The following is a 21,635-nucleotide window of genomic DNA, read 5'->3' on the forward strand; positions in this document are numbered from 1 at the left end:
CGGTGCAACCGCGCGCGCTGGTCAGGCGCTCGTGGGATCGAATGCTGCGCTTGGGGCTGGACCCGGATGGCGCGAATGCGCGGGTCGTCGCCGATGAGACTGAGTTGGAGACTCGGCGAAGGAATTCGCGGCTGCGGCTCGTCGTCGAGGAGATGCGGTCGGTGCTGCTGCGGGCTCCGGATGCGGCTCCGTTCATCCTCGTCGTCACCGATGCCGATGGCGTCATTCTGTGGCGTGATGGTGCGGCGTCCGCGAGGCGCCAAGCCGATGAGCTCGGATTCGTCGAGGGAGCGCATTGGTCCGAAGCCAAGGTCGGCACGAATGCCATCGGCACGGCGCTGACGGAGGAGGCACCCGTCCAGCTCTTCTCCGCCGAGCACTTCGAAGCGTCTCAGCATCCCTGGTACTGCAGTGCCGTCCCCGTGCACGACCCGCATGACGGGACCCTGTTGGGAGTCGTCGATATCAGCGGCCCGGCGATGACTCTTCACCCTGCTGTGCAGTCGTTGGTGACGACGGCGGTGCGTCTGGCCGAGGCCCGGCTGATGATCGCTCAGCAGGAAGCGCTGAACACTCTGCGCGATCGGATGTCGGCGATGCTCGCCGGCACCTCCGGTCCGGCCCTCGTCGTTGATGAAGCAGGATGGGTGGCTTATCAGCAGGGCGTGCGCAGCCGCGACCGCATCGAGGTGCCGGCCGCCGACCGTTCGATCCTCATCCCCGGTGCAGGCCTATGTCTGCCGGAGAAGATCACCGGTGGATGGCTGCTGCGGCCCACCGGCGATCGTCGGGCGTCGGTGACTCTGCGGATGAGGCAGGATCCGCCCGTTCTCGATATCCATTCCGGCACCGATCCTTTGGTCGTTCCGCTCACGCCACGGCGGGCGCAGATTCTGGCGGCGGTCACCTCGGCGGGGTCTGCCGGTATCAGTGCCGCCGACCTCAGCCAGCGCCTCTACGGGGACGGCGACCATGTGATCACCGTCCGCGCAGAGGTCTCGCGTCTGCGCCGATCGGTCGGTGCCCTGCTCGCCACCCGGCCCTACCGGTGGGCCGAAGGCGTCGACGCGCGGGTGGAGTGAGGGTCAGTCGGCCGCCGCCCCGCGGTAGCTCCCGACCGACCACAGCACTCCTTCTGGATCCTGGATGGCGAAGTCGAGTGATCCGTAGTCCTGTTCCGTCAGTCCCGTGACTTCGGTGGCGCCGGCGGCGAGCGCACGCGCGTGGAGCTCACGGACGCTTGCGGAGGCCAGGTACACCGACCCCGAGGCGACTCCGGTCTTCGTCATGACCCCGCCGTCATCGCGGACGGACCCGAGCATCACTCCCCCGCCCTCGGGCCAGGCCAGCTCCGCGTGATCGACGCGGTTCGGGTCGTCGGCGTTCGTGTACTCGGCGACGACGTCGAAGCCGAGCGCCTCCTGGAGAAATGCGATCGCGGCTTTGGCATCGTGATAGCGGAAGGTGGGCCAGACGTTGGCATGGTTCTCGGACATGGTCACTCCTGAGGTCGTCGCAGTTGGAATTCCATCATCGACGCGCACCCACCTATACGTCTTGGACAAATGGGAACAGGTCATCCCCTCGCCGAGGCGGCCCCCACCGAATCTGTCCCCTCAGTCCGGGTCCGGGCCACGTCATCGGCGGCCAGCCACCGGCTGGGGCTGAGACCGACGAAATCCTGAAAGTCCCGGTTGAGGTGCGCTTGGTCGGCATAGCCGCAGCTCACAGCGATCTCTGCCAAACTGCCCCGGCCTTCCAGGATGAGCCTCCGCGCCCGATCGAAGCGGACGATGCGGGCGGCGTCCTTGGGTCCGATCCCGTATTCGGATCGGAACTGGCTGCCCAGATGGCGCCTGCTCCATCCGACGTGATCGGCGACGAGGGAGACGGGCAGACCGCCATGGCTGTCGGCGATCCGATGCCAGGCGGCGGCCACCTCGGTGCGCGGACGATTCGCGTCATCGATCGTGCGCATGAGCACGTCGTCGATGGCGGCGAAGCGGGCGGACCATTCGGTCTCCAGGTTGACCCGCTCGTGCAGTTCCGCGGCCAGCGGCCGGGAGATCCGCGCAAGGTCGACGCTGTGGTGGGCGAATTCTGCGGCGGGGATTCCGAAGAACGCCCGTGGAGCCGACGGGCTGAAATTGATCTGGATTCCCGACATCGCACCGGGGTGGGCGATGAGCGTCGAGCGCAGGTGAAGGCCGGCGAGCAGCACGTCGAAATGCTCACGGCTGCCGGTGAGGGCATCGACCTGGCACAGTGGTTCGTCGATCGAGACGATGAAAGTCAGAGTTCCCGATGGCAGTCCGAGGTGCGTCCCGCGGGGACGCCGGAGATGTCGTAGCCGACGTAGTCACCCACGAACGGCCGCAGACTCGGGTGAGGCCGGCCGATCAGGTCGTCAGTGCGCGACGCGGACATGGCGCCAGTGTAGACCCGCGAGTGCGGGCGGGTAGGCGTGATCGGCCCGGCCCGTCACGATCGTTCGACCACGCCCCAGATCGGGTCGGTGAAAGTCCGGTCGAGATCGAGTCCGAATTCTCCACGGAGAACGGCGGCGAAGTCGGCGGCATCGGTCACCGTCCGCTCAATGCGTTCGGGCTCGTCACCGGGGCGGAGGCTGCGCAGCTCGCCACCTTCGAGCGACACTTTTCCGCCGCTGTCGAACGTCCTGGCCACCACCGGTGCGCCGGTGAAGCGCGTGCCGGGTTTCGTCGCGGTGAACCAGTTCGACACCTCGAGGTCGGATTGTTCACGTGGGACATCCGCGAAGGCATAGACGGTGCGGAACTCCTGGTCAGCACTGGTCCGCAACTGCAGCGCCCAGTCGGCTTCCGCTCGCATCGCCGGTGCCAGCACGGTGTCGGCCGGGACGATCCTGTGCTCTCCGTGCTCTGTCGTCCGCGGTTTCGACTCCGCCTCGAGTGCGAGTGCAGACTGCGGCGTCCCACCGCCGAACCCCGGGTCGACGAGGAAACGCCGACCCTTGATCTCGACGATCGTCGCCTGGTGGGTCAGCGGTCCGGGCGCGGACCTCCCGTCGCCGAGGTGAACGCGGGCGAGGATCGGGTGCGCGCTCAGCCCGAGCTCTCGGAGCACGGCGCGGATGAGTGTCGCGTGTTCGTGGCAGTAGCCGCCGCGGCCGGCGTCCAAGAGCTTCGCCGTCAGTGAGTCGAGGTCGGTGGGAATGCCCCGCGACTCCCCTGCCGCGCGTGCGGCGATGACGTCGAGGTTCTCGAAGCAGATCGACCGGACGTGGGCGGCCAGCAGCTCATCGAGGAGGTCGACGATGTCGTCGATCGTCCCGAGCGCCCGACGGCGCAGTCCGTCCTCCGAGCTGTCGAGTCCGAGCCGGTCGGCATACCGGGCTGCAAGCGATGACGGTGTCATTTCCGGTGCTTCCATTCCGGGCGCGTGCTCACGCCCACGGTTGGGGTCGGAGTCCGTGGGCTCCGCGATAGTTCGGCGACGTCGGCTGCTCCCACTCGCCGAGGAGGTCCTCGGGGAGCCGATAGACCGTGACCTTCAAAGGGTGGCAGTTCTCCACCGGGTCTTCGGCTCCGTCCCCGAACATGGGCGCGGAGAGATCACCGCCGGGGCAGGTGGACAGGGCCGCGAGCACGTCCTGTTCGGCGAAGAATTCGAAGTGGTCTCCTGGTCGTGCTGGACAGGTCTTCATGAAGTATTCGTCGTTGTCGTTCAGTCCTGTGCATTGGAAGACATTGAGCACATCGTGGACGTCGAATTCGGTGAGGCCGTACGGCAGGATCGCTCGGACGAGGTTGGAATGGCAGTGATAGTCGAAGTCGACGCCGCTGAGCATCTGCGACACGTAGGGATCGCAGCGGGTGCCCAGTGTGTCGTGCACTCGGCCGCCCTCCTGGTCGGTGCCGTAATCGGCCAGGGTGTCCCCGACGATTGTGGCCATCGGCCGCAGGAACGGCAGCGTCGACCACAGACGGTCGAAGGTGGAGACGTGTGCGGCCTGCAGCTGTCGGGTCCGTGCCGCCCAGAATCGCTCCCTGGGGTCGTGGCGATTCCACAGGTTGAGGTCGCCGACCTGCGGACCGTCGACAGTGGAGATGCGGCAGACATGGCCGGCGGGGATGTCCCACGCCTGTCCGGAGCGGATGGGGATGGTGAACTCGTCGATGATTTCCCGGGAGTCGGTGTCCTCACCGATCTGTGAGTAGAAGTCACTGTCGACTTCGAGCGCGGGGCCCTGATAGGCGGCTTCCTGCAGACGGTTCTGAGTCATTGGACGCGTCCTCCTCCGTGGCTGTGTTGCCTGCAACGATGCCAGCTTCTGACCGGCTGTCCAAGACGGTGGTCGTCGGGTCTATGCTGAAATCAGAGAGCCGACGCAGGTGAATGAGCCACGCCGTCGGATGCACCGAACCGCGTGGACCGAGCAGTGGGAGGTCGAAATGGCTGGCGAGAAGATCGACCTCGAGATGCAGGACACGGGGGAGTTCCTGGCCAGCATCCGCTCAACGACGGGAACCGACGAGATCGTTCTGATGTTCGACGATGCCGAAGAAGTCTCGGACGGAGTCTTGGGCAATGACGAAGCCTCGGTCCGTGCGACCGTGGACTTCCTCCTCAGCCATCAGCCCTCCGGGGACTTGCCGGACCGGATCGACCTCGTCGACATCGCCGCCGCTTACGCCGGCGCCATCGAGTCCATCAGCAAACTGCGGGGATAGCATCCCGCATCGTTGTGCAGACAGCGAAGGGCGGGGCCGACATGGTCTGTCAGCCCCGCCCTCAACTGTTCAGTTCTGTTGAGACCTCAGTCCAGCAGGTCGTGGCGCACGATCGACTGTTCGCGATCAGGGCCGACGCCGATGACCGACATCCGGCAGCCCGAGAGCTCCTCGAGTGCGAGCACGTACTTCTGCGCATTCTCGGGAAGGTCGTCGAAGGTGCGGGCCTTCGTGATGTCCTCGCTCCAGCCGTCGAAGTACTCGAAGATCGGCTTCGCGTGGTGGAACTCGGTCTGCGACACCGGCATCTCGTCCTGGCGCACTCCGTCGACGTCGTAGGCGACGCAGACGGGGATCCGGTCGATGCCGGTGAGCACATCGAGCTTCGTGAGCACATAGTCGGTGAAACCGTTGGTGCGTGCGGCGTAGCGGGCGATGACCGCGTCGTACCAGCCGCAGCGGCGCGGACGTCCGGTGTTGACTCCGAATTCTCCGCCGGCCTTCTGCAGGTATTCGCCCATCTCGTCGAAGAGTTCGGTGGGGAACGGGCCGGCTCCCACGCGTGTGGTGTAGGCCTTGACGATGCCGACGACGCGGTTGATCCGCGTCGGTCCGATGCCCGTTCCGACGCAGGATCCGCCGGCGGTCGGGTTCGACGAGGTGACGAACGGGTAGGTGCCGTGGTCGACGTCGAGCATCGTCGCCTGGCCGCCCTCCATGACGACGACCTCACCGCGGTCGAGCGCCTCGTTGAGCATGAGCTCGGTCTCGGCGACGTACGGGCGCAGCCGTTCGATGAAGGGTTCGAAGTATTCGACGATCTCTTCGACGGACACAGCGCGCCGATTGTAGACCTTGACGAGCAGTTCGTTCTTCTGCCGCAGGGACCCTTCGATCTTCTGCCGCAGGATGGATTCGTCGAAGACATCCTGGACGCGGATGCCCAGGCGCCCGATCTTGTCCATGTACGCCGGGCCGATGCCGCGGCCGGTGGTGCCGATGGCGCGCTTGCCGAGGAACCGCTCCGTCACCTTGTCCAGCGTCTGGTGGTACGGCGCCACGAGGTGGGCGTTCGCCGAGATCCGCAGCTTCGAGGTGTCGGCGCCGCGGGACTCGAGCGCATCGATCTCCTCGAAGAGCGCCTCGAGGTTGACGACGACGCCGTTGCCGATGACCGGGGTGACGTTGGGTGAGAGGATACCGGCGGGCAGAAGCTTGAGTTCGTACTTCTCTCCTCCGACGACAACCGTGTGGCCGGCGTTGTTCCCACCATTGGGCTTGACCACGTAGTCGACGCTGGTGCCGAGGATGTCGGTGGTCTTACCTTTACCTTCGTCGCCCCACTGAGCGCCGACGACAACGATTGCTGGCATGAGAGTGCTTCACCTCGAAGTGAAAAGGGGATGTCATTACTCGCTAAGTCTACTGGGTCACACCGACACAGCCGCCATCGGGAGCATTCCCTCACCGAGGCGGCCGCGGGCAGGAGACCCGAAGCTCCCACCCGCGGCCGCACCGAGACCCGATCCCGGTCTCACTCCATGCTCATGCCCTTGGCCGGGGCGATCCGCGACATCGACCTCGCCGGTATCGCCGAGGCGAGAACGGCGGCGAGCACTGCGGCGACGCCGATCAGCCCGATCTGCACCCACGGCACGGACAGTACCGGATTCGCCGAGGCAGGCATCATCGATGCCGTTCCGACCCAACCGAAGAACGTCCCGACCCCGGCTCCGACGATGAGTGCGATGACCGTCATGAGCAGCGATTCGATCGTGATCATCCGCGACATCGCAGCTCGGGTGAATCCCAGCGCCCGCAGCAGGGCACCCTCTCGGCGTCGTTCGATGACCGAGAGCGTGAGAGTGTTGCTCACTCCGATCACGGCGATGACCACCGCGGCCGCCAGCAGTCCGAGCACCACGCTCAGAGCGACCTGGAATATCGAGGCGAAATCCGCCCGATACTGTGCCGCAGTCGCATCGGCTGAGGCACCGACGGCGTCGAGTTCTGAGGTCAGGGCCTCGATCTGCGAACTCGAAGCGTCATCGGCGATCTTCGCCCAGGTCTGTTCGGCCACTTCGTCGCCGGCGCCCGCCTCGAGGGTCTTCGCATCGGCACCGCTGACAAGGGCCTCCGCGGGACGCGAAGGAGGTCTCGATCGTGAGATCGAGATCCTGCTCGCCGAGGCGGACGGTCGCGGTCTGTCCGTCGACATCAGTTTCCGCCTCGTCGAGTCCCACCGATCTCGGGTCGATGAGGATCGTGCCCTCATCGACGTCGTAGCCGTCGCTGCGCAGGACCGGGGAGCCGGCGGCCGCCTCGGCGCTGGTGATCGCCACATCGCCGGTCCCGTCGGTCCCGTCGACGCTCACCGAGGCGGTGGGCGCCGGAACGTTCTCGCGTTCCTCGACGATCGGCGAATCATCGAGCACGGAGGCGATCTTCGCGTCGTCGGCACCGTCTTGCCCTGCCGTGGAGACCACGAGGTCGACCGGGGTGTCCTCGGCAGTGGCGAGTTCGAGGGTTCGCTGCAGGCTCGAGGAACCGACGACCACGGCTGTGACGAGGGTGATTCCGATGAGCAGGGCACCCGTCGTCGAGGCGGTGCGTCCTCCCGCTGTGCTCGCCGACCGTCCGGCCAGCTTCACCGCCGGGGAGCGCCGGGTGATGAGGCCGACCGCGCCGGCGAAGAGCGCCACCAGCGGCGGCACGAAGACCTTCGCACCGACGAGGAGGGCGACGAAGAGGGCGAAGCAGCCGACGATGCCGAACAGCACGGACTGGCTCGTCGTCCCGAGCAGGCACAGACCGATTCCGCCGATGCCGAGCACGAGCGACAGCGTCAGTCGCACCCATCGGATGCGCGGGACGGCCGCAGGCACATCGACCGGGCGGAGTGCCTCGATCGGGGGCACCCGAGAGGCCCGGATCGCGGGGATCAGACCCGCGGCGACGGTGACGAGGATACCGACGACCGGCCCGACGACGAACGCCGCAACGGACGGTGACATCTGGGCGAATTCCGGCATCCAGAACGCTCGGACCACGGTTGAGAGTCCCCAACCGATGAGGAGACCGAGTCCGACGCCCAGCACGGATCCGACGATCCCGAGGCTGAGGCTCTCCACCACCGCGGCCCCGCGCACCTGCCTGCGTGAGGCACCGATTGCGCGGAAGAGCGCGAGGACTCTTGTGCGGGAGGCGACGAGGACGTTGAACGTGTTCGAGATGACGAGTGCCGCGACCCCCGCGGCCAGCAGGCCGAAGGCGATGCCGATGGTCGAGAGCATGTCGGAGGTCTTCGACAGCGACTCGATCTGCTCCTCGACGACCTGGTCGACGGTCCGGACGACACGTCGGCGCCGGCATCGGCGAGAGCGGATTCGACCGCCTCGGCGAGCCCTGCGCGATCGCTCCCATCGTCGGCGACGACGCGGATGGAGTCGGGCACGAGCTCACCCGGGGCGCTCTTGAGCCCGCCGTCGGTGAGGTAGAGATTCATCCCCGCCGCCGAGGAGCCGGGCATGATGCCCGAGACCGAGTAGCTCGGGCCGTCTGCGGCGGACCGCCGAGCCCCGTCGAACTCGGCGAGTGTGATGCTGTCACCGACGCCGACCCCGAGAGTCTTCGCGTCAGCTTCGCGGAGCATGAGTTCGTCATCCGAGTCCGGGGCGGTGCCATCGACCGTCTCTGTCTGTCCCTGCGGGAGGTTCGTCGCCGATCCCGTCACCGAGGTGGACCCCGCCGAGACTGCGACGAAGGCGGACTCGGTGAGCTGGGCGGACTCGACCCCATCGACGTCGGCCACCGTCTGACGCATGGAATCGGTGAGCGGTGAGGCCTCATCGGCTGCAGCGGCCGGATCGTCGGGTTCGTCCGCGGTGATCGCGACGTCGGCGCCGGCCCATTCGGCTTGGACCTGGTTGCGCAGGGTGTCGCCGAAGGCCTGGGAGAACAGGAGCGCCGCGACGATGAAGGCCACTGACACGGCGATCGCGATCATCGCCGCACTCAGACGCCCGGAGGCGCTGCGGAGGTTGGACCAGGCGATGCGGATCATCGGGCACCTCCGCCCGTCGGCGCGGTTCCGGCTGCAGACCCGGGCCCGGCCGAACCGCCGGCAGATGCAGCTCCCGAAGCCGCCGAGCTTGCCGTGACATTCATCAGGGCGGTGGCCACGGATTCCGGGTCCGGTTGGGCGAGCTCACCGGCCAGTCGTCCGTCGGCGAGCAGCACGACACGGTCGGCACGGGCTGCAGCTCGGGGATCGTGGGTGACCATGACGACGGTCTGACCGAGTTCATCGACCGAGGCGCGCAGGATGTTCAGCACCTCTTCACCGGAGTTCGAGTCGAGGTTGCCGGTGGGCTCGTCGGCGACGAGCACATCGGGCTGGGCGACGAGTGCCCGAGCGACGGCGACTCTCTGCTGCTGTCCGCCGGAGAGCTCGTGCGGCCGGTGCCCCAGGCGCTCGCGCAGACCGAGCAGGTCGACCATGCGGTCGAAGATGCGGCGGTCGGTCTTCTGCCCCGACAGCTGGGAGGGCAGCAGGATGTTCTCCTCGGCACTCATCGCGGGCACGAGGTTGAAGGACTGGAAGACGAAGCCGATGCGGTCGCGGCGCAGCGCCGTGAGCTTGCGGTCGTTCAGCCGTGAGATCGCCGTGCGTCCGATGAAGACCTCTCCCGAGTCCGGGGTGTCGAGGCCGGCGAGCATGTTGAGCAGCGTCGATTTGCCTGAGCCGGACGGTCCCATGATGGCGGTGAAGCGTTCGGCTTCGATGTCGAGGCTGAGGTCGTCAAGCGGACGGACCTGCGCGTCCCCTCTACCGTAGGTTTTGCGCAGTCCGATGGCTTGGATAGCCAGCCTCGGTGCGGGGCTCGAACCCTGGCCCCGAGTCGACCCTTGCGCGGGGGTCGGGGATGAGGTCGGGGAAGGATGGGCATCGGTGTATGTCGCTGATGTGTTCATGCCTCCAGCTTCGTCGCCGGGCCCACCCTCCCACATCGGACCTGAGGATGGTCTTCGCCGCAGAGCGCCGAGGCGGCCGTGGCCCGACCGTCATACCTGAGGATGATCTCGGGTTCCCTTGAGCGACCTGCTTGCCGATGATGAAATGGTCTCGAGCGGTCAGCCCGGGCGCGTGCGAGGTGCTTCCGGCTCAGTCCCCTGCCCCGACGAGACCGGCTTCGTAGGCGAACACGACGCCTGCACACGGTCGCGGGCCTCGAGTTTCATGAGGATCCGACCGACGTGGGTCTTCACGGTCGGCTGCGCGAGAAAGAGCCGCTCGCCGATCTCGGTGTTGCTCAGCCCGGTGGCAATGAGCACGAGAACCTCGGTCTCGCGCTGAGTCAGTGACTCCAACCGACGCATATCGGCCGCATCGAGACGGCTCGCACCGGCCCGTCGGGACGCATCCGCGCTACCGTTGCTCTGCATCCCCGGTTCGCTCAGTGCAGAGGCGCTGCCCTCGGATGATGCAGACTCACCGTCGCCGGGCAGGGTGGGCGCAACGCCCCCGGCCGATGTCGCATCGGTTTCCGAGGCCACCGACTGCGGAGCCGAATGGGGCGGATCCCCCGCGCCGAGGTGGGGCAGGAGTCGTGTCTCGAGCAGTCGCCTGGTTGTGGTGGGAGCGATGACGGCACCGCCGTCGACGACGGTGCGGATCGACTCGAGGAGCACCTCGGGCAGGGTGTCTTTGAGCAGAAAGCCTGACGCACCGGCCCGCAGCGCACGCAGGGCGTAATCGTCATCGTCGAAGGTGGTCAGCACGATGGTCTTCGGGGGACGGATCGCCCCATCGTCGGCGAGAGCGAGGATCCGCTGGGTCGCTTCGATGCCGTCGATACGGGGCATCCGAACGTCCATGAGCACGACATCGGGTTGATCTTGCACGACGATGTCGAGACCTGCCGCACCGTCGCCGGCCTGTCCGACGACGGCGAGGTCCGGTTGGGAGTCGATGACCATGGCGAAGCCCGCCCTCACGAGGGCCTGATCATCGACGAGCACGATGCGAAGCGGCCCGCTCTCCTGAGCATCAGTCCGACCGTGCACTGTCGCCCCGCCATCGGCGCTCATCGGCTGCTCTCCTCAACTTCGGCGATCTGATTCTCTCCCGCCTCGGCGGTCTGCCCTGCTACGGCTGTCTGCCCGGTTCCGGCAGACCCATTCTCCCCATGGTCGGACGAATCATGGGGGCCGGCGCCCGGAGTGACGCTGGGACCGGCTTCGGGTTCGGGACTGGGCACGGGAGCGGACAGCGGCAACCTGGCCTCGACGAGGAATCCCGTGGTCGTTCCGAAGGCGCTTCCTGTGACAGTGCCGGAGGAGAACCCGGGCTTCGCGTCGGTGTGTCCTTCGGACCGGTCCTTCACTCCGGTCGAACGGATCGGCCGGGCCATGAGCGTGCCGCCGTAGAGCGCAGCGCGTTCCTGCATGCCGACGATTCCGTATCCACGGCCGTGGGTCGTATTCCGTGCCGGATCGTCGGCTCCGTGGCTGTCGGCTTCTCCGCTCCTGCGGCCTGTCGCGTTTCCGGTTCCGTTGTCGCTGATCCGGGCGACGAGCTCTGCGTCCTCGGTCAGCAGCTCGACATGTGCCCGGGCACCGTCCCCGGCATGTTTGAGCACATTCGTCAGCGCCTCCTGAACGATGCGGTAGACGGCGAGCGACGCTCCTTCGGCCAAGCGGCCGCGGTCGACGTCATCCAGTTCGGTCACCGAGACCGGAAGCCCCGCCGATCGCACATCGGCGATGAGGGAGCCGATGTCGGCGACGCCGGCCAGCGGCGACGAAGAGCGCTCGTCGTCCTCCTCGGCGCGGAGGAAGCCGAGCAGCGACCGCGTCTGTGCCAAGGCTTCCCGTCCGGTCTGTGCGATGGTCTCGAGGGCTCCGACCGCGACGGCCGGATCGGTCTTCGCCGCATAGCGTCCTCCGTCGGCTTGGGCGATGACGACGGACAGGGAATGGGCGATGACATCATGCATTTCGCGGGCGATGCGCATGCGTTCGGCATCGGCGGCCAGCCGGGTCTCGGATTCGCGTTCGCGCTCCAGCAGCCGATTGCGCTCCCGGATGCCCTCGATCTCGCGGCGGCGACGGAATCCGACTCCGCCCAGGAGCCAGGCAATGAGCACGATCGAAGCACACAGCGCCACGACGACGACCAGCAGCACGTATTCGCCGAAAGCCAAGGGTCGCGGGTTCGCGCCGATCGTCGCCTGCAGGGACACGAGATAGAGCCACCCGCCCAGGAAGAGCGCGCCGAGGAGGCCCAGGACGAGCACGATGCGACCGTGGTTGCGTGTCCCCCACGCCGTCGTCGAATACACGGTGATCGGCACGGCGACGATGCCGAACGTCGGTCCCATCATCGTGAGCACGGTCAGCAGGCAGCCGACGGCGATGAGCGAGGAGCTCAGCAGCGGGGCAGTGCGCCGCAGTCCCAGCGGCAGAGTCTGGAGCAGAACGATGCCGACCTGCACTGCCACGGGCACCAGGGCGATCTCGCTCCGCTCGGCCTGGGAGGAGGTGAAGACGACAGTCAGATAGGTGATCGGCAGAGCCCAGAGCAGTGAGTCGACGATCCAAGGATGAGCAGTGAGGGTGCGACGGATGCGGTCGACGCGGTCGGGGGTGCGCTGCTGCGGCTCCGGGCGGTGGCCCTCGGTCCGGATCGATCGATTGCTCATGTCGGCCATGGTAGTTCTGCGCCGCCGGACTCACATCATACTCAGGGCTGATCCGAGCAGACGATGCCCGCCGCGGCGCTCGCCCACGGGACCGTACTCACTCGGGAGCGTCAGATCGCCGAGACGGCTCCGCCGTCACGCACCACCCCGACTCGCCGAGGAGGTCCTTCCCTAGCGCGCGATCCCGGACCAGCAGCCGCGTCTCTCCCGCTCGGCGAGGATCTGCTCGCGGAGGATATCCGCGTGCCCGCAGTGTTGGGCGAGCTCCCGCAGGACATGGAGGAGCACCCAGCGGAGCGGCATCGGCCCAGCCGGATGACCGGTGAGCACGGTGTCGAGATCCATCCCCTCGATCGCGGAATGCGACCGCTCCACGGCAGCCCGGTAGTCAGCTGAGACGCTGGCGATCGTGTCCGAGGAGTCGAGGAGGAATGAGTCCTTGGAATCGTGCGGAAGCCCGTAGTCGACGCGGCTGCGACCGGTGACCGCCTCGCCGAACCAGACGGTTTCGACGAACACCGCGTGTTTGAGCAGGGACAGCAGGCGGGTTCTGCTCGGCACGAGGGATCGCCTCGCCTCCTCCTCGCTCAGGTCGGCGAGGCTCCCGAGCAGATGCTGTCTGTTTTCGTCGATGAACGCTGTGAACTGCACGCCGAGGTCGGACTCACGCACGTCGAAGGGTCGGATCGTCGGACTGCCGCCATCGGCACCTGCACCTGTCATGTCCCCACTGTAGGGCCGCCTCGGCGAGGGAGGGCAGATCCGATCGCCGACTCGCCCGAAATCGCAGGCGATCAGCATCCTTGTCCGGCGAGTCACCCGGACCTATGCTGAAATGACCCACGTAACCCGTCGTTCGGGCAGGAGCCTTGGCATTGTCGCCGGAGCCGTCGACTTCAGGGCATCACCGCTCAGAGGAGGTCGCTCATGTCCACCACATCAATGCATCCGGCCACGAGTGCTTCGCAGAACCAGCCCGACAATCAGACACGGTCCCCCGCGCTGCCCTACGCACGCCGTCACGACCAACTCGTCGGATCCGTCATCGATGCCTCCACCACGGTGCTGGCCCAGTATCACCATGACATCGTCAAGTTCGGCATGGGGGCACCGGCCCCGGACATGCTCCCGGCTGCGGACTTCGCCCGCATCGCCGCGCAAGTCTTTTCGCCGGAGAACTTCACGTATGGGGAGACGAAGGGTGAGCCCATCCTCATCGAGGCCCTCCACGACTACCTCGCCGCCACCGAACAGATCCCGCCCGAGCAGCAGGGGAACCGCGACCGCCTCCTCATCACCTCCGGCGGCATGCAGGGACTCGATCTCGGGTTCAAACTCTTCGTCACCCCAGGTGACCTCGTCGCCTGTGAGTCGCCGACGTACACGAACGGTTCGGCCACGGCCATGAGCTATGAGGCGGAGATCCTCGAGATCCCCGTCGACGAAGAAGGTATGCAGATCGATGTCCTCGAGGAGCACACGAAGCGCACCGGGCGCGCACCGAAGGTCGTCTACACCGTCCCGACCTTCCAGAACCCGGCCGGAGTGACGATGTCGCTGCCGCGTCGCGAACGCCTGCTCGAGTTCGCCCACCGCCACCGGTCGGTCATCATCGAGGACAACCCGTACGGAATGCTCCGCTTCGAAGGTCAGTCCCTGCCGGCGCTGAGCGACCTCAGCCCGAACGATCCCCTCATCTTCGGGGTGCGCACGTTCTCGAAATTCGTCGCCCCAGGTCTGCGGGTCGGGTGGATCGACGTCGACCCGGAAGTCCGCGAGCTCGCCGTCAACGCCAAACAGACGATGGACTCCTGCGCCCCCGTCCCCAACCAGCACCTCATCGCCCGCTGGCTGACCGAAGGCGGTGCCGAATCACACGTCGAGGTCCTGCGCAAGGCGTACCGCGAGCGGAAGATCGCCATGTCAGAAGGCCTTGAGAGGCTCTTCCCCGGCGAGATCCGAGCCACCGATCCCGACGGCGGATTCTTCCTGTGGGTGACCTTCGAGGACGAATCCATCAACACCGAAGATCTCATGACCACCGCGCTCGAGGAGGGCGTGGCCTACATCCCCGGTCCCGCATTCTCGCCGGCCGGGAACTTCTCGAATGCGCTGCGGCTGTGCTTCGCCTCGGCGGCTCCCGATCGCATCGACGACGGTCTCGAACGTCTCCGCCGGGCCGTCGATCGGTACCGCGCGGAACGCTGAGCACCACGACGACACCCTCGCCGAGGCGGCTCTGACCTCACCCGACCACGACGTCGGGCACTCCCGCAGTGGGAACCGTCTCGGTGCTCGATGTCAGAGCTCGCCGAGGCGGCCGATCCATTGGATGAGGAGCTGAGTCTCCGTCGCGCCGAGAATGTCCGGGTTCGCCGCAGCACGTTCGATGACGGCATGGCCCAGACGACCGTCTCCCGGTTCGCCCTGTCCAGTTCCGGTGATGGCGGCGAGTACGCCTTCGCGCACGCCGGCTGAGAGTTCGGGATCATTCCTGCCCTGAATGATCAGCCGCAGGGTGACGCCGATATTCGTGGCGAGCACATGAGCGGCGGCCTGCTTGTGGCCGACGACGAGTCGCCCCTCCTGTTCGGCTTTGAGCGTCAGACCGCGCAGAATCTCGCTCGGCTTCGACTGCGCCTCGGGTGAATAGCCGGGCCTGACCTTGCCGTACATGAGGGTATAGAACCCCGGGTTCGCCAGGCCGAAGGCGACGTGGGCGTCCCACCCCAGACGCAGATCCTGGATCGGGTCGCCGCTGGATTCGGTGGAGGATTTGGCTGACAGATACATGTCGAAGCCACGGTCGACGACGGCCTCGATCAGGCCCTGCTTATTGCCGAAGAAGTGATACAGAGTGGGCATCTTGACCCCCGCCGCGTCGCAGACCGCGCGCAGAGAGAAGTCCTCTCCGGGCGCGGCGGCAATGAGGTCGGCGGCCGCTTCGAGCAGGCGGGTCCGTGTATCCGTTTCCTCAACTTCTGTCATATCGCTATATTATAGTGTACCGTCGATATAGTCTGATGTAACAACGATACGGAGGTTGAAACCATGACCGAACAGACTCTGCAAGGCAAGACCATCCTCATCGCAGGAGGCGGGAAGAACCTCGGCGGACTCATCGCTCGACAGACCGCCGCAGCCGGAGCTGATGTCGCCATCCACTACAACTCGGAATCAACGCGGCCGGAGGCCGAAGAGACTCTCGCGGCCGTCGAGGCCAGCGGATCGAAGGGCGTTCTGCTCACCGGAGATCTCACCGAGCCCGCCACCGTCGAGAAACTCTTCGACGATGCCGTCTCGGCGCTGGGGTCCATCGATATCGCGGTGAACACGACTGGCAAGGTTCTGCGCAAACCCATCGCTGAGACCACCGAGGACGAGTACGACGCGATGTTCGACATCAACGCGAAGGCCGCTTACTTCTTCATCAAGGAGGCAGGCAGGCACCTGGCCGACAACGGGAAGATCGTCACCATCGTCACCGCCCTGCTCGCGGCGTTCACCGACGGCTACTCCACTTATGCCGGCGGCAAGAGCCCGGTAGAGCATTTCACCCGGGCCGCGGCGAAGGAATATGCCGAACGCGGAATCTCCGTCACCGCCATCGCGCCCGGCCCCATGGACACACCGTTCTTCTATGGCCAGGAGACCCCGGAACGGGTGGAGTTCCACAAATCGCAGGGCATGGGCAACCGTCTGACCCAAATCGAGGACATCGCGCCGATCGTGCGCTTCCTCGCAACGGAAGGCGGCTGGATCACCGGGCAGACGATCTTCGCCAACGGCGGTTACACCACCCGCTGAGGCGGATTCGACACCTCAGTCACACTCATTGCCCAACCGACAACCACATCCCGACAGCACATATCTCAACAGCACAGGAGCACATATGTCAGACCTGCAGATTCCCGAACCCGTCGCCGGCTTCATCGACACCGTCAACTCTCACGACAACCAGGGCTTCCTGGACGCATTCACCCCCGATGGCACTGTCGACGACTGGGGACGCGAGTTCCAGGGCCGGGAGGCCATCAAGGCCTGGAGCGATAAGGAATTCATCGGTGCAACCGGCGTCCTCACGCCCGAGGAGGTCACCGTCGACGGAAACGACGTCACCATCATCGGCGATTGGCGCTCCACGCACGCCAACGGTCGGTCATCGTTCGCCTTCGTCATCGACGGCGACAAACTGAGCAGGATGACGATCCGCGAAGGGTGACAGACGGCAGAGGGGGCGGCTTCGGCATATGACAGAATGACGAAATGTCCGAAGCCCGCCCCCTCCACCTGCTCCTGCCCTATTTGGGCCTCACTCTCATCGGCGGCAGCCTCGGTACCGCGGCCCGTGAGGCAATCAGCCTCGCCGTGTCCGATGTCGACGGCATCCCAGTGGCGATCTTCGGGATCAACATCCTCGGCGCCTTCTGCCTGGGACTCCTCCTGTCCGCGCTGTCTCGGATGGGACCGGACGTCGGGATGCGTCAGAAGATGCGCAACCTCATCGGCACCGGATTCATGGGCGGGTTCACCACATACAGTGCACTGGCCGCGGACGCGACGAGCCTCCTCGGCGAAGGTCGGGTAGGTGCGGGGCTTCTCTACGGTCTGGTCACCGTCGTCATCGGCGGACTGGCCACCTGGGCTGGCATCGCGCTGGCATCGGCCCGGCGACGGAACGCTTCAGCGGGGCCGTCATCACCCGCATCGACGGCGTCCCCCGAAACGCCTGAATCCCTCGACGAACCAATCTCGTCCCCCGAGCCCTCATCGCACGAAGGCGGTGATGACCGATGACCCCGCTGCTCTTCATCGGCATCGCGATCGCCGGGGGCCTCGGGGCCGTGGCGCGCATGCTCTTCGACGGCGCCTTCAAGGTGTGGAGCCCTCGGTCGACACCGTGGTCCACTCTGCTCATCAACGTCTCGGGTTCATTCGTCCTCGGGCTGCTCACCGGGCTGGCCGGAGCGAACCTGCTGCCGGAGGACTGGCATCTGGTGCTCGGCACCGGGTTCCTCGGCGGGTATACGACGTTTTCCACGGCGAGCTTCGAGACCGTGAAGCTCATCGAGGAACGCAAGTGGGGCTCGAGCCTGCTCAGCGGAATCGGCACATTGATCTTCGCCACTGCCGCCTCCGGACTCGGGCTGTGGGCCGGCGGACTGTTCTGAGCCACGATCGGCCGTTTCGAACTCAGCCGCATATCGACACGTCCACCCTCAGCGAGGCGCTGGTCGCACAGACGCAGAACGGCCCAGTTGAAAGCGAAGAGCCCATGTTCAAACGTGAGCTATTCACCTTGAACTGGGCCGTCAGCATGAGGGCCGTGGGCCGTCCGCGTGCGAGCTCTGGCCCGACAGCGAATGGGCCCCGGTCCGCGAGCACGCGGGCCCCGGGCCGACAGCGCCTCAGCTCCGCAACGCCGGTTCAGTTGTAGGCGCGGTGGTACTGAGCCGGACGGTAGTCGATGTCAAAGCGCAGGGCGTCGGCAGCGCGCAGCGCGAAGTTCTGATCGCGCAGATGCTCACGGCCCACGAGGATCGCATCAGCCTGTCCGGTGGCCAGAATGTGCTCACCCTGGAACGGTTCGTTGATGAGGCCGACGGCCGCGGTCGGCAGTCCCGATCCCTGACGCACGCCGGCGGCCAGGTTCGTCTGGTAACCGGGGCCGACCGGGATCTTCGCCATCACATTGCCGCCGGAGGAGACGTCGAGGAGGTCGACTCCGTGCTCCTTGAGCCATCCGGCGACCTCGACGGTGTCGTCGAGTGTGACTCCGCCTTCGGTCCAGTCCGTCGCGGACAGGCGCACGAATACGGGAACCTGCTCGCCCACCTCGGCGCGGGTGGCGTCGACGATCTCGAGCAGCAGACGAGCCCGGTTCTCCAGGGTTCCGCCGTAGGAGTCGGTGCGGGTGTTGCTCAGCGGCGACAGGAACTCGTGGACGAGGTACCCGTGCGCGGCGTGGATCTCGATGAAGTCGAACCCGGCCTCGATCGCCCGACTGGCCGAGGACCGGAAGGCCGCGACCACCTCGGCGATCTCCGTCTCAGTCAGAGCCCGGGGTTCGGCAAGGCCCTCGAAGGCCAACGCGGACGGAGCCACGGTCTGCCAACCGCCCTGCTCGACCGGGACGCTGCCATCGCCGTCGGTCCCCCACTCGGGATATGTCGAGGCCTTGCGGCCCGCGTGGCCGAGCTGGATGCCGGCGGCCGCTCCCTGCGAGTGAAGGAAGTCGACGATGTGGGCGAAGGCGTCGCGCTGCGCGTCGTTCCACAGCCCCAGGTCCTTCGCCGAGATCCGCCCCTCCGGAGTGACGCCGGTGGCTTCGACGATGACGGCTCCCGCACCTCCCCTGGCCATGGCGCCGTAGTGGACGGTGTGCCACGGTGCGGGAACGCCGTCGAGATTCTCAACGGAGTACTGGCACATGGGCGGAACCCAGATGCGGTTGCGGAACGTGAGTCCGCGCAGGGTGAGCGGTTCGAACAGCAGATGAGACATAAGACCTCGTGATCTCGTCGAGAATGATCGTCCAGAAGTATGAGATTCTTCGTACTTCGGGTTCGCACTCTACTACGATGAATTTCGTACTACCAAATATTTCGTACAATGGAGGGATGCGGCGCTACCTGTGATCGGTGGCTGTTCAGATGACATCCACCGACGCTGATCGACGCGATGGCGAGATGGGAGGATCCAGATGCGCACACTCGACCACCCCAGCAGGGACGAGATGAGACTCGACACCGTCCTGGCCGCCCTCGCCGACCCGGTCCGCCGCACCGTCGCCTGCAAGCTCAACGACGCATTCGGCGATCATGCGTGCGCGACCTTCGAGCTGCCGGTGTCGAAGTCCACGGCGACCTACCACTTCCGCACTCTGCGCGAAGCCGGCGTGATCCGACAGGAATATGAGGGCACGAAGATCATGAATACCCTGCGCAAGGACGATCTCGATGCCCGCTTCCCCGGCCTCCTCGACGCCGTGTTCGCCGCCCAGAACATCGAACGCGCCGAATCCTGATCGGACACGACTTCCGCCCGCTTCAACCGAACATAAGTGGGGCCAGATTGCCCATCTACTCGCAAGTAGCGGACAATCTGGCCCCACTTAGTTCGCATTCAGACAGGCTGCCAGCGGCGCGGCGCCGTGAGCACAGGCCACAGCCGTGAACGCGGGCCATAGCCGTGAGCGCAGGCCGCCGCGCCGTCACCATGCCGAGGCGGAGCGGGTCAGGCAGATTGCTCGACCAGGTCGTTCGGTGCAACGCCCGAGCCCGATTCAGCGCCCGAGCCCGAAGCGCCCGCCTCAACGATCGCCCCGTTCGGATTGCGATCGAACTCGAAGCCGATGTAGCCCTCGTTCTTCACCTCGTCCCACCGCTCGAGGTAGGTGGGAACGCCACCCGAATAGTTGAGCATCTGCGCGGGCTTGCCGGGAACGTTGGCGCCCCAGAACCACGACTTTGCCTTGGGGAACAGGGAATTGACGAATAGGTCGTCGACATGGGCACGCCACTCCCGCTCGACCTCGACGGTGGACTCGAAGCGCGAGATGCCTTTTTCCTTGATCCAGCCGAGGAAGTCCGCAACCATATTCCCCTGACGCTCCACCGATGTCGGTCCGTTGCAGAAGCCGGAGGGGCTCTGTGGACCGTAGAGGAACATGAGATTCGGAAATCCATTCGTCGACAGCCCCATGTAGGTGTCGACTCCAGTCGCCCATTTGTCTCGCAGCAGCTGTCCGTCAGCTTCGATGTCAATGGCGTTGATGCCGCCACTGTTGTTGTCGAAGCCGGTGGCCAGGATGAGGACATCGCACTCGATGACGTCTTCGGGGGTCTCGACGCCGTGGGCAAGGACCCGGGTGATCGGGGTCTCGTTGGAGTCCTTGAGCTCGACGTTGTCCTGGTTGTACACGTCAAAGTAGTTCTGTTCGAGTGAGGGACGTTTGACTCCGAATGGGTGCGGCGGCGTTGCCGGTGCGAGCATCTCAGCGGTCTTCGGATCTTTCACACGCTCGTGTATCTTCGAACGCCAGAAGGAATAGAAGGTGTGGTTGGCCTCTTCGTCGTTCAGGATGTCCTGATAGTTGCCGAGCCACAGAGGCATTCCGCCTTCTTCCCACATCTGCTCATATGTCGACGTCCGCTCATCATCCGGCGTGTCCGCGGCATTCTGCGGGATGAAGTAGAAGTCGAATCCTGCGAACGACGTGTCACGAATACAGAAGCGCTCCTCCATATTCTCGCGGATTCGATCATTGTCCTTGGCCGACAATTGCTGCTGCCGCATCGGCAGGGCGAGATTCGGTGTGCGCGCTGGAAGACTGTGAGGTTTTCAGCCACTGCTGCGGCCTCCTGAATGACCTGGACACCAGATGAACCGGTACCCATGACGACCACCCGCTTGCCGGCCAAGTCCAGGCCTCCTTGCGGCCAACGTGCCGTGTGATGGCACTCCCCCTCGAAGCTGTCCAGGCCCTCGATATTCGGGTAGAGAGGCTTCGCGCCGAAGCCGGTGGCAACGATGACCATGCGAGCCCGTTGTTCGAGACCTTGCGATGATCGCACCGTCCATTCTTTGGCGATTTCGTCCCACTTGCACGATTCGACGAAGGTGTTGAACGTGATGTCGTGGGACAGGTCGAGCTGCGAGTCGACGTATTCGAAGTAGTCGCGCAGTCCAGCCGAGTCGGGGTAGAGCTCCTTGAAATCGTAGGTCTTCCAGAGATCCTTGTATTGAAACTGGTAGACCTGACCGGTGCTGTCCGTGCGGGCGCCCGGGTAGCAGTTCCACCACCAGATGCCGCCCAATCCGCCGGCCGCATCCCAGACCTTGACATCGAACCCCTGCTCGCGCAGACGGTCGAGCAGATACAGGCCGGAGAATCCCCCGCCCACAATGAGGGTGTCGAGGACTCCGGTCTCGTCCGCGTTCGTGTGCTCCTTTGTCGGTGCAGGCATTGTTGACGTCATTGTCGTCTCCTCCTTCGAAGCCGGGTCAATCGGTCGTTCGTCTGCCCGGATGATTCGACGATAGATTCGCCGTCGACCCCCGCGGTGTCCTATATCGAGTCAGTCAGTCCCTTGTCGTCAAATGACGACAGATGCCGTAGATCTCCGCCCTCGCCGAGGCGGCTCAGCTCGTCCGTGCGGGAGCGAAGGCCCAGCCGCATCCGGGCACGACGAAAGGCGGTCGCACCGTCATCGATGTC

Annotated in this window: 24 protein-coding genes and 1 pseudogene; 8 read left to right on the forward strand and 17 right to left on the reverse strand. The window is 65.7% G+C overall.

The window, feature by feature from the left end; all coding sequences use genetic code 11:
* The first annotated feature begins 41 nt into the window (after nt 1-41).
* Nucleotides 42-1,082, forward strand: a complete 1,041-nt coding sequence (locus AC2W7L_RS01150) for a GAF domain-containing protein (RefSeq protein WP_486003036.1) — start codon at nt 42-44, stop codon at nt 1,080-1,082.
* 3 nt (nt 1,083-1,085) lie between these two features.
* Here AC2W7L_RS01150 and AC2W7L_RS01155 read toward each other — a convergent pair whose 3' ends face one another.
* The 5 genes from AC2W7L_RS01155 to AC2W7L_RS01175 all read right to left on the reverse strand — a co-directional run bounded on the left by AC2W7L_RS01155 (nt 1,086) and on the right by AC2W7L_RS01175 (nt 4,264).
* Nucleotides 1,086-1,496 carry a VOC family protein gene (locus AC2W7L_RS01155; protein ID WP_486002889.1) on the reverse strand — a complete coding sequence of 137 codons (411 nt, stop codon included), beginning with the start codon at nt 1,494-1,496 and terminating at the stop codon, nt 1,086-1,088.
* Between the two features lie 80 nt (nt 1,497-1,576).
* Nucleotides 1,577-2,221 (reverse strand): helix-turn-helix transcriptional regulator, encoded by a 645-nt coding sequence (locus AC2W7L_RS01160; protein ID WP_486002890.1) that lies wholly within the window; start codon nt 2,219-2,221, stop codon nt 1,577-1,579.
* 71 nt (nt 2,222-2,292) lie between these two features.
* Nucleotides 2,293-2,427, reverse strand: a complete 135-nt coding sequence (locus AC2W7L_RS01165; protein WP_486002891.1) for a hypothetical protein — start codon at nt 2,425-2,427, stop codon at nt 2,293-2,295.
* A 54-nt stretch (nt 2,428-2,481) separates the two neighbouring features.
* Entirely contained in the window at nt 2,482-3,396 is a 915-nt protein-coding gene (locus AC2W7L_RS01170) for an arylamine N-acetyltransferase family protein (RefSeq protein WP_486002892.1), read from the reverse strand.
* A 28-nt stretch (nt 3,397-3,424) separates the two neighbouring features.
* Nucleotides 3,425-4,264, reverse strand: coding sequence for an urea carboxylase-associated family protein (locus tag AC2W7L_RS01175; protein ID WP_486002893.1), 840 nt, complete (start codon nt 4,262-4,264; stop codon nt 3,425-3,427).
* 169 nt (nt 4,265-4,433) lie between these two features.
* On the opposite strand from AC2W7L_RS01175, the gene AC2W7L_RS01180 reads away from it, so the two are divergent.
* Nucleotides 4,434-4,712, forward strand: coding sequence for a hypothetical protein (locus tag AC2W7L_RS01180; protein WP_486002894.1), 279 nt, complete (start codon nt 4,434-4,436; stop codon nt 4,710-4,712).
* A gap of 86 nt (nt 4,713-4,798) precedes the next feature.
* Here the strand turns inward: AC2W7L_RS01180 and AC2W7L_RS01185 are convergent, their stop codons facing one another.
* From AC2W7L_RS01185 to AC2W7L_RS01220, 8 genes and pseudogenes are all read right to left on the reverse strand, one after another.
* A complete protein-coding gene (locus AC2W7L_RS01185) occupies nt 4,799-6,085 on the reverse strand; it encodes an adenylosuccinate synthase (RefSeq protein ID WP_062239097.1) in 1,287 nt (428 codons plus the stop codon).
* 161 nt (nt 6,086-6,246) lie between these two features.
* Nucleotides 6,247-6,792 (reverse strand): ABC transporter permease, encoded by a 546-nt coding sequence (locus AC2W7L_RS01190; RefSeq protein WP_486002895.1) that lies wholly within the window; start codon nt 6,790-6,792, stop codon nt 6,247-6,249.
* The gene (locus tag AC2W7L_RS01195) at nt 6,758-8,005 is read right to left on the reverse strand and encodes an FtsX-like permease family protein (RefSeq protein ID WP_486002896.1); all 1,248 of its coding nucleotides are present in this window, start codon (nt 8,003-8,005) and stop codon (nt 6,758-6,760) included. Before AC2W7L_RS01195 ends, AC2W7L_RS01190 begins: the two co-directional genes overlap by 35 nt.
* 149 nt (nt 8,006-8,154) lie before the next feature.
* Nucleotides 8,155-8,775 (reverse strand): annotated as a pseudogene (locus tag AC2W7L_RS01200) (ABC transporter permease); the annotation flags it as partial.
* Nucleotides 8,772-9,686: an ABC transporter ATP-binding protein gene (locus AC2W7L_RS01205; RefSeq protein WP_486002897.1), complete on the reverse strand. Its 915-nt coding sequence runs from the start codon at nt 9,684-9,686 to the stop codon at nt 8,772-8,774. The gene AC2W7L_RS01205 and the pseudogene AC2W7L_RS01200, both read right to left, overlap by 4 nt.
* Before the next feature lie 159 nt (nt 9,687-9,845).
* A complete protein-coding gene (locus AC2W7L_RS01210; RefSeq protein WP_486002898.1) occupies nt 9,846-10,802 on the reverse strand; it encodes a response regulator in 957 nt (318 codons plus the stop codon).
* The gene (locus tag AC2W7L_RS01215) at nt 10,799-12,415 is read right to left on the reverse strand and encodes a sensor histidine kinase (RefSeq protein WP_486002899.1); all 1,617 of its coding nucleotides are present in this window, start codon (nt 12,413-12,415) and stop codon (nt 10,799-10,801) included. Before AC2W7L_RS01215 ends, AC2W7L_RS01210 begins: the two co-directional genes overlap by 4 nt.
* Nucleotides 12,416-12,586: 171 nt before the next feature.
* Nucleotides 12,587-13,138 carry a DinB family protein gene (locus AC2W7L_RS01220; RefSeq protein ID WP_486002900.1) on the reverse strand — a complete coding sequence of 184 codons (552 nt, stop codon included), beginning with the start codon at nt 13,136-13,138 and terminating at the stop codon, nt 12,587-12,589.
* Between the two features lie 204 nt (nt 13,139-13,342).
* Here AC2W7L_RS01220 and AC2W7L_RS01225 point away from each other — a divergent pair, with 204 nt between their 5' ends.
* Complete coding sequence (locus AC2W7L_RS01225; RefSeq protein WP_486002901.1) at nt 13,343-14,623, forward strand: aminotransferase-like domain-containing protein; 1,281 nt, start codon at nt 13,343-13,345, stop codon at nt 14,621-14,623.
* Between the two features lie 93 nt (nt 14,624-14,716).
* Here the strand turns inward: AC2W7L_RS01225 and AC2W7L_RS01230 are convergent, their stop codons facing one another.
* Nucleotides 14,717-15,403: a TetR/AcrR family transcriptional regulator gene (locus tag AC2W7L_RS01230; protein WP_486002902.1), complete on the reverse strand. Its 687-nt coding sequence runs from the start codon at nt 15,401-15,403 to the stop codon at nt 14,717-14,719.
* A gap of 63 nt (nt 15,404-15,466) precedes the next feature.
* Between AC2W7L_RS01230 and AC2W7L_RS01235 the strand changes: the two genes are divergently transcribed.
* The 4 genes from AC2W7L_RS01235 (at nt 15,467) to crcB (ending at nt 17,586) form a co-directional block, all read left to right on the forward strand.
* Nucleotides 15,467-16,222: an SDR family oxidoreductase gene (locus tag AC2W7L_RS01235; RefSeq protein ID WP_486002903.1), complete on the forward strand. Its 756-nt coding sequence runs from the start codon at nt 15,467-15,469 to the stop codon at nt 16,220-16,222.
* Between the two features lie 85 nt (nt 16,223-16,307).
* Entirely contained in the window at nt 16,308-16,637 is a 330-nt protein-coding gene (locus AC2W7L_RS01240) for a nuclear transport factor 2 family protein (RefSeq protein WP_486002904.1), read from the forward strand.
* A 44-nt stretch (nt 16,638-16,681) separates the two neighbouring features.
* Nucleotides 16,682-17,212, forward strand: coding sequence for a fluoride efflux transporter FluC (locus AC2W7L_RS01245; RefSeq protein WP_486002905.1), 531 nt, complete (start codon nt 16,682-16,684; stop codon nt 17,210-17,212).
* Nucleotides 17,209-17,586, forward strand: coding sequence for a fluoride efflux transporter CrcB (gene crcB, locus AC2W7L_RS01250; RefSeq protein WP_486002906.1), 378 nt, complete (start codon nt 17,209-17,211; stop codon nt 17,584-17,586). Before AC2W7L_RS01245 ends, crcB begins: the two co-directional genes overlap by 4 nt.
* 256 nt (nt 17,587-17,842) lie before the next feature.
* Here crcB and AC2W7L_RS01255 read toward each other — a convergent pair whose 3' ends face one another.
* Nucleotides 17,843-18,919, reverse strand: coding sequence for an NADH:flavin oxidoreductase/NADH oxidase (locus AC2W7L_RS01255; protein WP_486002907.1), 1,077 nt, complete (start codon nt 18,917-18,919; stop codon nt 17,843-17,845).
* 199 nt (nt 18,920-19,118) lie between these two features.
* Between AC2W7L_RS01255 and AC2W7L_RS01260 the strand changes: the two genes are divergently transcribed.
* Nucleotides 19,119-19,442, forward strand: coding sequence for an ArsR/SmtB family transcription factor (locus AC2W7L_RS01260; protein WP_486002908.1), 324 nt, complete (start codon nt 19,119-19,121; stop codon nt 19,440-19,442).
* 209 nt (nt 19,443-19,651) lie between these two features.
* On the opposite strand, the gene AC2W7L_RS01265 is transcribed toward AC2W7L_RS01260, so the two are convergent.
* Nucleotides 19,652-20,530 (reverse strand): NAD(P)/FAD-dependent oxidoreductase, encoded by an 879-nt coding sequence (locus tag AC2W7L_RS01265; RefSeq protein ID WP_486002909.1) that lies wholly within the window; start codon nt 20,528-20,530, stop codon nt 19,652-19,654.
* Entirely contained in the window at nt 20,494-21,384 is an 891-nt protein-coding gene (locus tag AC2W7L_RS01270; protein ID WP_486002910.1) for a flavin-containing monooxygenase, read from the reverse strand. The genes AC2W7L_RS01265 and AC2W7L_RS01270 overlap by 37 nt, the downstream gene beginning before the upstream one ends.
* Nucleotides 21,385-21,635: the final 251 nt, after the last annotated feature.

It is taken from the genome of Brevibacterium sp. LAARM3_SD1, assembly GCF_057364765.1.

What these genes read in the sequence shown, in the direction of transcription:
- AC2W7L_RS01150 (WP_486003036.1), top strand. Translation starts at nt 42, where the DNA reads ATGCTGCGCTTGGGGCTGGACCCGGATGGCGCGAATGCGCGGGTCGTC.
- AC2W7L_RS01155 (WP_486002889.1), bottom strand. Translation starts at nt 1,496, where the DNA reads ATGTCCGAGAACCATGCCAACGTCTGGCCCACCTTCCGCTATCACGAT.
- AC2W7L_RS01165 (WP_486002891.1), bottom strand. Translation starts at nt 2,427, where the DNA reads ATGTCCGCGTCGCGCACTGACGACCTGATCGGCCGGCCTCACCCGAGT.
- AC2W7L_RS01170 (WP_486002892.1), bottom strand. Translation starts at nt 3,396, where the DNA reads ATGACACCGTCATCGCTTGCAGCCCGGTATGCCGACCGGCTCGGACTC.
- AC2W7L_RS01175 (WP_486002893.1), bottom strand. Translation starts at nt 4,264, where the DNA reads ATGACTCAGAACCGTCTGCAGGAAGCCGCCTATCAGGGCCCCGCGCTC.
- AC2W7L_RS01180 (WP_486002894.1), top strand. Translation starts at nt 4,434, where the DNA reads ATGGCTGGCGAGAAGATCGACCTCGAGATGCAGGACACGGGGGAGTTC.
- AC2W7L_RS01185 (WP_062239097.1), bottom strand. Translation starts at nt 6,085, where the DNA reads ATGCCAGCAATCGTTGTCGTCGGCGCTCAGTGGGGCGACGAAGGTAAA.
- AC2W7L_RS01195 (WP_486002896.1), bottom strand. Translation starts at nt 8,005, where the DNA reads ATGCTCTCGACCATCGGCATCGCCTTCGGCCTGCTGGCCGCGGGGGTC.
- AC2W7L_RS01205 (WP_486002897.1), bottom strand. Translation starts at nt 9,686, where the DNA reads ATGAACACATCAGCGACATACACCGATGCCCATCCTTCCCCGACCTCA.
- AC2W7L_RS01210 (WP_486002898.1), bottom strand. Translation starts at nt 10,802, where the DNA reads ATGAGCGCCGATGGCGGGGCGACAGTGCACGGTCGGACTGATGCTCAG.
- AC2W7L_RS01215 (WP_486002899.1), bottom strand. Translation starts at nt 12,415, where the DNA reads ATGAGCAATCGATCGATCCGGACCGAGGGCCACCGCCCGGAGCCGCAG.
- AC2W7L_RS01220 (WP_486002900.1), bottom strand. Translation starts at nt 13,138, where the DNA reads ATGACAGGTGCAGGTGCCGATGGCGGCAGTCCGACGATCCGACCCTTC.
- AC2W7L_RS01225 (WP_486002901.1), top strand. Translation starts at nt 13,343, where the DNA reads ATGTCCACCACATCAATGCATCCGGCCACGAGTGCTTCGCAGAACCAG.
- AC2W7L_RS01230 (WP_486002902.1), bottom strand. Translation starts at nt 15,403, where the DNA reads ATGACAGAAGTTGAGGAAACGGATACACGGACCCGCCTGCTCGAAGCG.
- AC2W7L_RS01235 (WP_486002903.1), top strand. Translation starts at nt 15,467, where the DNA reads ATGACCGAACAGACTCTGCAAGGCAAGACCATCCTCATCGCAGGAGGC.
- AC2W7L_RS01240 (WP_486002904.1), top strand. Translation starts at nt 16,308, where the DNA reads ATGTCAGACCTGCAGATTCCCGAACCCGTCGCCGGCTTCATCGACACC.
- AC2W7L_RS01245 (WP_486002905.1), top strand. Translation starts at nt 16,682, where the DNA reads ATGTCCGAAGCCCGCCCCCTCCACCTGCTCCTGCCCTATTTGGGCCTC.
- crcB (WP_486002906.1), top strand. Translation starts at nt 17,209, where the DNA reads ATGACCCCGCTGCTCTTCATCGGCATCGCGATCGCCGGGGGCCTCGGG.
- AC2W7L_RS01255 (WP_486002907.1), bottom strand. Translation starts at nt 18,919, where the DNA reads ATGTCTCATCTGCTGTTCGAACCGCTCACCCTGCGCGGACTCACGTTC.
- AC2W7L_RS01260 (WP_486002908.1), top strand. Translation starts at nt 19,119, where the DNA reads ATGCGCACACTCGACCACCCCAGCAGGGACGAGATGAGACTCGACACC.
- AC2W7L_RS01265 (WP_486002909.1), bottom strand. Translation starts at nt 20,530, where the DNA reads ATGCCTCTGTGGCTCGGCAACTATCAGGACATCCTGAACGACGAAGAG.
- AC2W7L_RS01270 (WP_486002910.1), bottom strand. Translation starts at nt 21,384, where the DNA reads ATGCCTGCACCGACAAAGGAGCACACGAACGCGGACGAGACCGGAGTC.